Source organism: Salipaludibacillus daqingensis, assembly GCF_029891575.1.
GTDB classification, from domain to species: Bacteria; Bacillota; Bacilli; order Bacillales; family Salisediminibacteriaceae; genus Salipaludibacillus; species Salipaludibacillus daqingensis.
On record NZ_JARZHF010000008.1, the window covers coordinates 18,891 to 31,677 of the forward strand.

A 12,787-nucleotide genomic window follows, 5' to 3' on the forward strand; every position below is an offset into this window, starting at 1 on the left:
TTATGTACATGGAAAAGCATACCATATATTTAAACAGACAGAAAAGGGACTTGTTTCTCACATATGTAAGAAACTTTCCCTTTTCAGTATTAGTTACCGATTTTTAGCAAAGACACGAATCGCAGCTTCCACTCTTTCCGCTTCCGACTTATCTGAACAATGAATCATAATGTGGTCCCCTTCGACATCCATTTGGACATCGTGAAACCCTTGTTTATCTAAAAAATCTAATATATCCGTGGCATCTTCTTGGTCCGTGTACAATGTATTTTCACCAACATACTCCCCATTAACAAACATTTCGTACCGATCTTCGTTCATTTTGGCGTCCCCTTCATTATTTCCTAAATATCGAAAAAAGATCGGCACTCCAATCACGCCACTATTTTGCAACATATGCTTCCCTCCAATTATAAATGATTAAACTTATTTGTAGGATGGCATTTTGTTGCAAAAATATGTGTGCTATCCTTTGCAACCTCGAGGGTACGTCTTTTATAATCATGACATCAGCTCAAAGGAAGGACGTTCGATATGAGTCAACATACTTTTATACGTTCTTATACAATCAATGATTTTGATAGCTTATTACTCATCCAAAAAGAAGCATTTCCACCTCCGTTTCCAGAAGATTTATGGTGGTCAAAAGAACATATTAAAGCTCACGAAGAAACATTTCCTGAAGGCGCAATGCTTGCTGACCAAAATGGAGAACCTGCCGGATCAGCCACGTCGTTGATTATCAATTATGACGGTTCCCCTCATACGTGGGAGCAAATCGCTGATGATGGATATATTAAACGAAGTCACATTCCAACTGGAGATACTCTTTATGGGATTGATGTGTGCGTTCGTCCTCGTTTTCGTGGGAAGGGTGTAGCTAAAGCACTCTACGATGCAAGAAAACAACTCGTTATTGATTTAGGATTAAAACGTTACATCGCCGGGTGCCGTATACCTGATTACCATCATCATGCAAAAATAATGTCAGTCGATGAGTATGTAGCAAAAGTTTCATCAGGAGAGATAAAGGATCTTGTCCTCTCATTTATGCTCGCTCAAGGACTCCAGCCTATTCAAATTATGCCTGACTATGTTGACGATGAGGAATCGTTAAACTACGCGGTGATTGTTGAATGGAAAAACCCTACAATCTAACATTTAATTGTTTAGCGCTGCGCTTGTTTTAGTGGAGACCAACCCCTTCGACCAGCACCCCGAGCTCTCTTGTGACCGTGTTTCACCTGAATCAGGTTGCTTCTGTCACAAGACGCTCTCTCTTGTGACCGTCTTTCATCATAATCCGCTCATGTCTGGCACAAGACGCCCTCTCTTGTGACCGTCTTTTACCAAAATCAACTCGCAACGGTCAAAAGCGCCCTCCTCTTGTGACCCTCTTTCACCATAATCAGCTCATGTCTGGCACAAGACGCCCTCTTGTGACCGTCTTTTACCAAAATCAACTCGCTTCGGTCACAAGATGCTCCCTCTTGTGACCGTCTTTTACCATAATCCGCTCATGTCTGGCATAAGACGCCCTCTCTTGTGACCTTCTTTTACCAAAATCAACTCGCTTCGGTCACAAGCGCCCTCCTCTTGTGACCTTCTTTCATCATAATCCGCTCATGTCTGGCACAAGACGCTCTCTCTTGTGACCGTCTTTTACCTAAATGAGCTTGCTTGTCTACCCATACTTACATAAATACAAAAAATGCACCTCCCAATGAGAGATGCACTTATCTTAATAATTAAAAATCAAACAAACTGTCGCTATCTGGCTCATTGCCTTCATCGTAAATCGGTTCGTTACCTTTGGAGCGCGACGTCTTCCCTTGGGTCGGATTCTTTCCCTTTGTAACAGCTGTAGACTGTTTTTGTCCGCTTTTTGTATCATCTAATCCTTCTGACATGATTGCTGTCATATCTTCCATAGATGCTCTTTGAACCTTTCCGGGCGACTGCAAGGAAGAACCTTCCGAATCGAGCAATAAATCACAATACGTTTTCAACGCTTGCGCATGCTCACGATACGAAGCAGGCGAAGCTGAGCTTCCAGAACCAGCATCCGATCTATCTAGCGACTGTTTCAATCTAACAAGCTCCTCTTCCATTTTGCGAATGACGAGCTTTGCAGGGATTTCCATCACTCACTCCCCCTTTCGATCGTTATATATTTGTTACCACTCATCGACCATTTTCAATCCGAACTTCTGACCTTCATGGACACAGTCATACGTCCTAAACGTCTATTTCTTTGTTAACTCCATAAACGTATCTAAGTCTTGTTTCAAGAAATCAATCGCAGACTGCCAAAACTCAGGTTTCGTTAAGTCCACATCGAGATGTTTTTTCGCTAACTCTTCCACTTCTAGACGACCTGTATCACGAAGAAGCTCAATATATTTTTCCTCGAAAGCCGCTCCTTCTTCCGCCGCCTTCGCATAAATTCCCATGCTGAATAAATATCCAAACGTGTACGGAAAGTTGTAAAATGGCACGCCAGTAATATGAAAATGAAGTTTCGATGCCCAAAAACTTGGTGAATACTCTCCAAGAGAATCACAGTAAGCCTCTTTTTGCGCCTCCACCATCAACTCATTCAAGCGGGTCTTGCTAACAAGGCCGCTTTTTCGTTCTTCATAAAAACGCGTTTCAAACAAATATCTCGAATGAATATTCATGAAAAAGGCGACACTTCGATTTAATTTATCATCTAATAGCTGAATTTTTTCTTCGTCTGTCTTCGCCGTTTTTACCGTTGCATCGGCCACGATCATTTCCGCAAACGTCGATGCTGTTTCCGCCACGTTCATCGCATATCGTTGCGAAAGTTGCGGCAAGTCATTCATCACATGCTGGTGGTAGGCATGTCCAAGCTCATGAGCGAGCGTCGCCACATTAGACGCCGAACCATCATACGTCATGAAAATTCGCGATTCCTCTTTTAATGGAAAACTCGTACAGAAACCACCTGGACGTTTCCCATCACGACTTTCCGCTTCGATCCATCTCTCATCAAACGCTTTTTGCGCAAACGCCGCCATCTTCGGACTAAACGCTCCGAACTGTTCCACGATCATTTCCGCCGCATCATCATAGCTTACTTCTGCTACATTTTCGGTAAGCGGCGCACTAATATCATAGATATCCAGCTTTTCTAAGCCTAATAACTCCGCTTTTCGCCCCATGTAATCAACGAAACCTTGTTTGTTTTTCGTAATTGTTTCCCACATCACGTCCAACGTTTCCTGCTTCATACGATTAATCTGGAGTGGCTCTTTCAATACCTGATCCCAACCGCGCGCTTCGTAAGTTTCCAGACGAAAGCCAGCTAAATGATTCAACGTATTTGAGAAAACCTCAGACTCCCCGTCCCAAGCTTCTTCAAAACGCTCAAACACATGCTTACGCACATCGCGATTTTTATCAGAAAGTTTATTTGACGCCTGTCCCACAGACAACGACTTCGTTTCGCCATTCTCTTCAATAGCCACTTTCATTCGACCAACAATCACATTGTACATGTCGCCCCAAGCCTGATACCCATCAACAGACAAACGTTGGATCAACTTTTCCTTATCTGCAGGCAGCTTTTCTTTCGCATTTTTGCGACGCTCATTTAAATTGAATAAAATATCCTTCATATCATTTTGTCCAACAAACGCATCCCACTGCGCATCATTAAACGCCAACAACTGCTCATCAATCGACGTCATGATCGACGAGTACTTTGTCGACAACTGCTTGACCTTACCACCTAACAACTTCGCTTGATCATCATTTACGTCCTGAGCCGTCAAACAGCTAATAAACGCCCCCGCCTCGCGAGCCTTCTTCCCAACCTCTTGCGCCTCATTCACAAACGACGCCCAAACAGCAACATCCTCATTGTTCACTGCCTGCGCCTTGTCCAAATCCTCTTGAAACACATTCAACTCAGACTCTAACTTCCCCAAATGCTCATGAAACTCCTTCGATTCACTTCCTCCGGGAAAAATCGTGTCCAAATTCCATACCTCACTATATTTTAAAGCCATGATAAAACCTCGCTTTTTAGAATGGTTCATGCGCTGATATTCGTGCATGTTGATCGTAGCTTCTTTACGTGACGTCTCTTCGATACATCTCGCTTACGCTTTGAGTATATGTCCTACATGATTGATTAAATCAGACTCATAAATATGAACACCTGAGGTATCCTTCTGAGCAACAGCATGCATCCCCGCTGAAACATAGGATCCTTTCACAGGTCTGTACTTTTTAAATTTCCCCTTCATCACATAAGACAAAGGTTTACTTAGCCACTCTGCTGATTTTTCTCCAGCACGAAATTCATACCTTTCCCCAATGAGAAGAGACGGGCGGAAAATATGTAACGAAGGTAATTCTAAGTTGATCAATCTCTCTTCCAACGTGCCTTTCACAACATTATAGAAAAAACGGGAATCACGATCTGCCCCCATCGCAGTGACCACGAGGAATTTATCTACTCCGTTCTCTTTAGCCTTTTCTGCCAACTTCACTGGATACGTATAATCTACTTTTATAAATGCTTCTTTTGTTTTCGCCTGCTTCATTGTCGTCCCGAGCGTCACAAAGACATCATCCACATCTTTAAAGACATCGTCCACTTCATCTAAATCATCAAATTGTACAAGGTGTTCTTTGACGAGAGGGTGTTTATGAAACGGACTCTTTCGCCTCGTCAGAATATGGATCTCGTCATAATGCTGACTATTGATTAGCTCTTTCACTACATGTCGACCAACTAATCCGGTCGCACCTGCTACTATCGCTTTCTTCAATTCTGCCACCTCTTTCTTAACTTTCAACTCTGTTGAAGCCATTTATTTCGATAAACTTAACAGTTTCAATGTACCACGTATGGCCAAAAAAATGAAACGATTCAGGAAATTAACGGAACGAATTTCCACAGAAAGGCATATGTAAAGCCCTTGGTGTAAATCCATACCAAGGGCTTGCATCAATCATATTAAATACGAAGCTACTATCTTCTTTTACTATCATTGCACTGATTCCAACACTTTCACAGGAATGGAGATTGTGAAACTTGTGCCTTGATTCGTCTCAGATGATACATTGATCGTTCCATCCATTTCTTCAATGACACGATAACTCGTCGTTATTCCAAGCCCTGTCCCTGTTTCTTTTGTTGTGAAAAATGGCGTGCCTAATTTTTCCATCGTGCTCGAATTCATACCAATTCCAGTGTCTTGAATTTGTATCACGACACGCTGCTCAGATGGAGAGTAACCATCTTCTAATCGCGTTCGAATATTCATTCTCCCTCCATCAGGCATTGCTTCAATACCATTTTGGATCAAGTTAATAAACACTTGCTTTAGTTTATTAACGTTTACTTCCATATCCGGAATATCTCCTTGGAAAAACGTTTCTAAATCTATATGATTCTTTTTCATTTGTGATTCTTGTAAAAGGATAATATCTTTCAAGATTCTTTCTACGTTTGCTGTTGTTTTTTCTTCTTTCGGATTAGGGTTAGCAATATTTAACAATTCGTTCATGATCTTGTTGACACGATCAATTTCTTCAATGACAAGAGGATAATGCTTTTGGTTTTCTTCAGAACTTCTTTCCTTAAATAGCTGAATAAAGCCTTTGATGGTTGTTAATGGATTGCGAATCTCATGTGCAAATCCTGCAGACATCTCTCCCACAACTTTTAATTTTTCCGAGCGCAGTAGTTCTCTCTCCATTTGACGCTTCTCCGTTAAATCATAGAAAACGATAAGCATCTCTTTTTTCGTTGGTTCCTCTTCCATTGTAGGTAGATTAGAAACACTTAAAAAGTACGTTCTAAGTTCTCCATCACACTGGCACTCCATTTCAAATTGGCAACTATCTTCCATCGTTTCTAAAAGATGATCAATGTCCCCACTTTTCACAAATGATGCAAACGGTTTGGAATATGTCATCACTTCATCGACCGTTGTACCGATGACGTAATTTTTATCTCGTTGAAATACTTCTTCGCACATCCGATTAAATAATGTGATGCGCTTTGTATTTCGGTCGATTGCTAGCACACCATTGTCTGTCGCTTCTAAAACCATCGTCGATTTTTTATGCGAATTTTCTCTTTGCTCTAGCTGCCTTGTCATATGATCAAACGTGGCGTTTAAATGATTGACTTCCTCATATGCATTCACATATTTTCTATCGTGGCCACCACCACTAGCAAAGTTTCTCGTCGTTTCCACTAGTTGCTGAACAGGTTGTACTAAGTAAGCCGATAATCGATAAACGGCAAATAACAAAAATAGCAAAATAACCCCGTAAGATATGATATATTTCATGAGCAAATTATTTAATGAAGCGTAAAGCTCTGATTCCTCAACGGAAACACCCACATACCATTCATGATGAAACTCAGGAAATGACTCGATTTTTGAGAAAGAATGTACTTCTCCATCGATCATCTTTGTAATTTCACGGTCGTCGACCACTTGATCAATGGACTTTTTCGTAACACCTTGTTCATCAAAGTAATTCAATTCAAGAATATGTTCTTCCTCAGGATGAGATATCACCGTGCCTTCCTCGTTTAATAGAAAAGCATATCCTCCCCATCCTGTTTCTTGCTGTTCACTTGCATAACCTTCTAACATGTCTTCAAGTGATTCCAAATTAAATGAAGGGGAAATAACCCCTGTTACATTCTGTCTTCTGTCATAAACAGGAGCAGCAATGACTAGAACAGGTTCGTCTAAGATGGTCGAATAATAAATGTCCGACATAAATGTTTTTCCTTCCATTGCTTGTGAGAACCAAGGACGATCGCTAAGGTCATGCCCAACCACTTCATTTTCTGTGTCACCAATGACAATCCCTTCATCATCGATGAGATACGTATCGTAATAAATAGTATGAATGTCTAAAAAATAATACATTTGATCTCTAATATCTAACAAAGAACTAGATGGATTCATCATCACTGGATTTCGTGACAAGTATTCCGCGTCATTTACTCGCTCTTCTAAAAAACGAGAAATATCCGCTGCTATATTTGAACTTTGCATGGATAATGACTTCTCCGCATGATTAGTCATCTCTTGTTTTTGTGCTGTATAACTTATAAAACCAACCACTAACATCGGAACGAAAGCAATCAGTATAAAAAACACTAATAGTTTTGATCGTAATGTGTGAAACATTCTTTATGTCCCCTTATATATCTATCAATTTATTTAACTATATTTAATCATTAAAGTACTATTGGTATAAATGCCTCTAATATTGTAGGGCATTGCATGTGAAAATTAACGCTAGTCAGTAACAGAACGTTAAAATGAAAGTTAGGTCGAGTAAATGCGACATATTTCGCACGAACTCGACATACTCATTATAACGGTCTTTAAAGTGAAAGGATAGAGTTTTTGTAATGAAATTGAAATATTCGCGTTTGAAATATATGTAAAGCGGGAATAAGTAGGGATCTTTCTGCTTTTCTTAACTTCTTACATCTAAAAATTAATTTCGTTCACAAAAAAAACCTACTTCAAAAAAAGTAGGTTTTTTCTCATTCCCTTATTTTCATCCATAGGTCGTATAGTATTTATACAGTGCTTGCGTGCCAGAGTCACCTTCTCCTTTATCGGCTAACTCTTGATACAGTTTTTTCGCGACGACAAGACCTGGGGTTTTCAATCCTAATTCTTCGGCAGATTCAATCGCAATGGTCATGTCTTTAATGAAATGCTTCATATAAAAGCCAGGAGCAAAGTCACCTTTAATCATACGTGGAGCTAGCTTAGACATAGAAAAGCTACCTGCAGCGCCCGTTTCAATGGATGCTAACACTTTTTCTTGATCGAGCCCTGCTTTTTTGGCATATGCCATCGCTTCACTCACACCCATCATCGTGCCAGCAATGGCAATTTGATTGGCCATTTTCGTAAACTGTCCAGCTCCAGCTTCTCCTTGAAGACGTACGTTCGTGCCCATTAATTGAAATATTGGCTGCATCTGCTGAAATGCCCCTTCTTCGCCACCAACCATGATTGTTAAATTAGCATCACGAGCGCCAATGTCGCCACCTGATACTGGTGCATCAAGGGCGTGGATTCCTTTTTGTTTTGCTTCATCAAAAATATCATGAGCTAAACCAGGTTTTGATGTGGTCATATCAATAACAAACGTCCCTTGTTTCGCTTGTGCTAATATACCGTTCTCTCCCTGGTATACTTCCTGCACATCGTGAGGATAACCGACAATGGTAATGACGATGTCCACTGCTTTCGCTAACTCTCCGACTGTGTTACACCAATTCGCACCTTCCGCAAGTAACTCATCCGCTTTTTGTTTTGTCCTAGTATAGACGTAAAGTTCATGACCGCCTTCCATGAGGTGGCGTGCCATACTCTTTCCCATCACACCTGTTCCGACAAAACCGATTCTTCTTTTCGTCATTTTAAACACTCCTTATCGATTGCGCTTCCGTCTTCCTATTCCCTTAGGACCCAATGAAAATGCCACGCTCCGTTCATCAGTCAAACGCATTTGGGTCAGATCCAAATCGTTCCTCTACGTCATAATTGTTCAATTCCGTCATCTCTTCACCCGTTAACGTAAAGTCGAACACGTCAATGTTCGCTCTTATCCTCTCTGGAGTCACCGATTTCGGAATCGTTACAACCTGTTTTTGCAAATCCCAGCGAATGAGAATTTGTGCCGGACTCTTCCCATATTTTTCCGAAAGCTTAACTAATAAAGGGTCATCGAACTTTCTCCCTCTTGTTAATGGACTCCACGCTTCTAGTTGAATGTTATTTTCTTTGCAAAAGTGGTGAAGTTCCGGTTGCTGCAACCATGGATGATACTCCACTTGATTAACCATCGGGACGATCTTGGCGTCTTTTAGAAGTTCATTCAAATGGCGAACTAAGTAGTTACTTACTCCGATCGCCCGAACCTTTCCTTCTTCATACAATGTCTCCAATGCTCGCCACGTTTCTTTGTGCTTTCCTGTCACTGGCCAATGAATTAAATAAAGGTCGATCACGTCCACACCTAGTTTTTTCCGGCTTTCCTCAAACGCCGCCAGCGTTTCCTCATACCCGTGACGATCGTTCCACACTTTTGACGTAAGGAAAATATCGTCACGAGGAACACCGGATTCCGCGATCGCTTGCCCTACCCCTTCTTCATTGTCATAAAAAGCAGCGGTATCAATGCTACGGTATCCTGCTTTAAGTGCAGCATCTACTGCTTGAACGACCTCGTCTCCTTTATCGACTTTGTAAACACCTAAGCCGACCCAAGGCATGTGCACCCCATTATGTAACACCGTTGTTGCATGTTTATCGTTCATCATGATTTCCTCCTTATTGTTTCTAAACTCGGACCGGTAATTGCCAATCCACTTCTTTTACACCGATACTATTTAAAAACCGATTTGCTTTTGAAAAAGGGTTACTACCGTAAAATCCTCTATGCGCAGAAAACGGGCTCGGATGTGGGGATTGGATAATATAGTGATGCTTATTGGTCACCAATTCCCCTTTCTTCTGTGCGTGTTTGCCCCATAATATAAATACAACGGGTTGTTCTCTTTCGTTTAAGCGGTGAATCACTTGATCGGTAAACGTTTCCCAGCCTTTTCCTTGGTGGGACTGAGGTGTTTTCTCTCGCACCGTTAATACGTTGTTAAGTAACAATACACCTTCTTCTGCCCACTTCTGTAAAAATCCATGTTCTGGAATATCACAACCAATATCTGCTTGAAGTTCCTTATACATGTTTTTTAAAGAAGGTGGTACTTTCACACCAGGTTGCACAGAAAAACTCAATCCATGCGCCTGTCCTGCTCCGTGGTATGGGTCTTGCCCGATGATGACAACTTTTGTTTGCTTAAATTCCGTGCTATGTAACGCATTAAAAATATCATCCATTGGAGGATATACGACCTGTTCTGTATATTCTTTTTTTAAAAACTCACGTAGCTGTAAATAATAAGGTTTTTCAAATTCATCTATTAACTGTTCCTGCCAATCATTTTTCAATGGCATCAACGTAAATCACCCCACCTATACTTTTTCGCGATGAATATGCTTTAATCCTTCCCTCACACTCAAACTAGAAAGGTCCGTTTTTTCGATAAAGCGCTTAACGGACTCCGGATTTGTTTTCGAATATTCCCGGAGTGCCCAACCAATTGCCTTTTGAATAAAAAACTCGTTGTCAGAGCTATTTTGTTTGATAATCTCATAGAGTCGCTCTTCATCTGTCGTATGTTTATATTTTAGTTGATATAATATTGCCGTTCTTCTTAGCCACATGTTGTCATGATTTTTCCAACTAGACATCGTTTGTTCGGTTAGTTCTAGTTTGTCATGTAAGAACGGTCCAATAATGTTTGTTGCAAGGGTATCAACACTATCCCACCAAGCATTCGTAGTTACTAATTCCTCTAGCAAAACAACGTGGTCTTCTGTTAACCACTTCGGTCTTTTCGCTAACACAGACAAAACCGCATAATGATATTCGCGATAAGGCAATGACCACGCTTCTCTTATGAAAGATATCGGTAGCTCCTTTTCTTGTAAAATAGTTGTTTCATGATAGAATTTTTTTAATAAAATTTTTCTCTCTGGTGTTTTGATACCGAGAAATGAAAAATGATGTTTCATATACTTCTCCATCGGTTTTGCCTGCGCCTCGTCTTGATGTTTCGAAAAAATTTCTATTAACTTTTCCGTATACATAGATTCTCCTCTTTTCCATTTCTGTCTTTTATGGCATAATAATAAGGACTTTAGTTTGTATATTAGGTTTGACTTTATGAATCTTTCATACTATATTCAAAGACAATGCGTAGCACAATCGTGTGACAGGAGGATACGTTGAAATGACTAAATTATTAATTACTGATGATGCCGCTTTCATGAGAATGACGCTTAAAAAGATGGTGACAGATGCCGGGTATGAAGTAGTAGCTGAAGCAGAAAACGGTCAAAAAGCCGTTGAATTATTTGACGAACACCGTCCAGATTTAGTAACAATGGATATCACAATGCCAGAAATGAATGGCATTGAAGCGTTAGAAAAAATCAAGGCAATCGACCCTAAGGCTAAAGTGCTAATGTGTTCAGCCATGGGCCAACAAAACATGGTAGTGGATGCGATCCAAAAAGGTGCCATTGACTTCATCGTTAAACCTTTTGATGAACACAGAATCAAAGAAGCATTAGAGAAAGCGATAAGTAGATAAAATGATTAACACAAAAAGCAGCGCGTGTTGTGCGCTGCTTTTTGTCATCCATACAAACGCAGGTACTCATTATTTCTATTTCATTATTAAGCTAGATGCCATGTTTTTACGTGCATCGTAGTTGGTTCAGAACTTCGAATTGTGACAGATTGATTTGACGGATCAGGAAAGATTCTTGCTGTAAACACTTCTTCCCCGTCATTCACAAAAATCTCAATTGACGAATGGTCTAAGTAAATATGCAGTTCGTCTAATAAATCAACTCTGCACTGTCGTTTTTCTGTTTCCCACGTTTTCACATGGGTTCTTTCGAGCGTGATGAGTTGCTCTTCTTTGTCATAAACGAGGCGTGTACCTCCACGAAAGGTCCACTGGCATTTATCTGAAATGGATTCTAATCCATTAAACGATAATTCCAAGGGTGCTGCTTGCTTTTCTTCCAATATTGTCTCTTCGTTATACACAGTGATGGTTTCGTCCAACCCTTGCGATTGACGTAGCTGTTGAAGTTCCTCTATCGGTTTTTGAATGAGTTTTCCCTCTTCATGACGAAGCTCTCTTGGAATCGTCAAACAATGGACCCACCGATTTGCAATTGTCGGATGATCCTCTTCGTTTTGTTCCGGTACCCCCATCCAACCAACTAAAATCCGTCTACCTTTTTCATCTACCGTTGTTTGTGGTGCGTAAAATTCAAAACCGCGATCTAATTCTCTGAATTCTCCATGATGAAAAATCGGCTGTTCTAAGTTTGTTTCTCCAATGAAATACCCAGCTTGATACACATTCTGATAGAACATTCCTTCTGGCTCAAGACCTTGTGGAGAAACGATGAGCACATCTTTTTCGTCAAGGGAAAAAAGGTCAGGACATTCCCACATATAGCCAAATGATTTCATGAAGCCAATGCCAGCTCCTGCAATTGGTCCTTTTAATTCCCAAGCTTTCAAGTCATCAGACGCATATAATAACGCTTGTCCTTGCTCATCTGCTGTCTGTGCCCCAATAACGAGGTACCAGCGACCATTTTCTTTCCACACTTTTGGATCGCGTATGTGGGCTGTATATCCTTCAGGCATCTCGTCAATTACTGGGCCATGTTTTTCAAAGTGGACGCCATCTTCAGAAGTTGCAAGACATTGATAAGAGTGACGATTCCCTTGTTCATCTTTGACGTTCCCAGTGTAAATCAACGCAAGTTTTCCGTCATAATCTACCGCGCTACCAGAGTAACAACCATTTTTTTCGTACCATTCACTTGGCGCAAGAGCAATTGGTTCTTCCTTCCAGTTCACCATATCGGTAGAGGAATAGTGGCCCCAAAATTTTGCTCCGTGCCCTGTTTCAAACGGATTCCACTGGTAAAACATATGATATACGCCATCCCATTGGATCCAACCGTTTGGATCGTTTAGCAAACCAACCGGCGGCATCAAATGAAAGGACTGCCTGTAAGGATCGGCCTTCACTTGTTGTTCATATTTTTTCACTTCTGCATAGGCTCGCTCTTGCAGGTTCTTATCTGATTCCGTCATG

Annotated in this window: 12 protein-coding genes; 2 read left to right on the plus strand and 10 right to left on the minus strand. The window is 40.9% G+C overall.

Features of this window, described 5'->3' with window-relative positions:
- Positions 1-93: 93 nt before the first annotated feature.
- Positions 94-396: a hypothetical protein gene (locus QDN89_RS15435; protein ID WP_280771062.1), complete on the minus strand. Its 303-nt coding sequence runs from the start codon at positions 394-396 to the stop codon at positions 94-96.
- A gap of 138 nt (positions 397-534) precedes the next feature.
- Between QDN89_RS15435 and QDN89_RS15440 the strand changes: the two genes are divergently transcribed.
- Positions 535-1,158, plus strand: a complete 624-nt coding sequence (locus QDN89_RS15440) for a GNAT family N-acetyltransferase (RefSeq protein ID WP_280771063.1) — start codon at positions 535-537, stop codon at positions 1,156-1,158.
- Positions 1,159-1,748: 590 nt separating this feature from the next.
- On the opposite strand, the gene QDN89_RS15445 is transcribed toward QDN89_RS15440, so the two are convergent.
- From QDN89_RS15445 to QDN89_RS15480, 8 genes are all read right to left on the minus strand, one after another.
- On the minus strand, positions 1,749-2,144 hold the full coding sequence (locus QDN89_RS15445; protein WP_280771064.1) for a DUF5327 family protein: 396 nt from the start codon (positions 2,142-2,144) through the stop codon (positions 1,749-1,751).
- 102 nt (positions 2,145-2,246) lie between these two features.
- Complete coding sequence (locus QDN89_RS15450) at positions 2,247-4,037, minus strand: M3 family oligoendopeptidase (protein ID WP_280771065.1); 1,791 nt, start codon at positions 4,035-4,037, stop codon at positions 2,247-2,249.
- Positions 4,038-4,130: 93 nt separating this feature from the next.
- Positions 4,131-4,805 (minus strand): NAD(P)H-binding protein, encoded by a 675-nt coding sequence (locus QDN89_RS15455; protein WP_280771066.1) that lies wholly within the window; start codon positions 4,803-4,805, stop codon positions 4,131-4,133.
- Positions 4,806-5,024: 219 nt separating this feature from the next.
- Positions 5,025-7,196: a cache domain-containing protein gene (locus QDN89_RS15460; protein ID WP_280771067.1), complete on the minus strand. Its 2,172-nt coding sequence runs from the start codon at positions 7,194-7,196 to the stop codon at positions 5,025-5,027.
- 379 nt (positions 7,197-7,575) lie between these two features.
- Positions 7,576-8,451, minus strand: a complete 876-nt coding sequence (locus QDN89_RS15465) for an NAD(P)-dependent oxidoreductase (protein ID WP_280771068.1) — start codon at positions 8,449-8,451, stop codon at positions 7,576-7,578.
- 76 nt (positions 8,452-8,527) lie between these two features.
- Complete coding sequence (locus QDN89_RS15470) at positions 8,528-9,352, minus strand: aldo/keto reductase (protein WP_425335408.1); 825 nt, start codon at positions 9,350-9,352, stop codon at positions 8,528-8,530.
- Positions 9,353-9,374: 22 nt separating this feature from the next.
- Positions 9,375-10,049, minus strand: a complete 675-nt coding sequence (locus QDN89_RS15475) for a uracil-DNA glycosylase (protein WP_280771280.1) — start codon at positions 10,047-10,049, stop codon at positions 9,375-9,377.
- An 18-nt stretch (positions 10,050-10,067) separates the two neighbouring features.
- Positions 10,068-10,745, minus strand: coding sequence for a DNA alkylation repair protein (locus QDN89_RS15480; RefSeq protein ID WP_280771070.1), 678 nt, complete (start codon positions 10,743-10,745; stop codon positions 10,068-10,070).
- A gap of 143 nt (positions 10,746-10,888) precedes the next feature.
- Between QDN89_RS15480 and QDN89_RS15485 the strand changes: the two genes are divergently transcribed.
- Positions 10,889-11,251, plus strand: a complete 363-nt coding sequence (locus QDN89_RS15485; protein ID WP_280771071.1) for a response regulator — start codon at positions 10,889-10,891, stop codon at positions 11,249-11,251.
- Positions 11,252-11,337: 86 nt separating this feature from the next.
- Here the strand turns inward: QDN89_RS15485 and QDN89_RS15490 are convergent, their stop codons facing one another.
- Positions 11,338-12,786 (minus strand): glycoside hydrolase family 32 protein, encoded by a 1,449-nt coding sequence (locus tag QDN89_RS15490; protein ID WP_280771072.1) that lies wholly within the window; start codon positions 12,784-12,786, stop codon positions 11,338-11,340.
- Position 12,787: the final 1 nt, after the last annotated feature.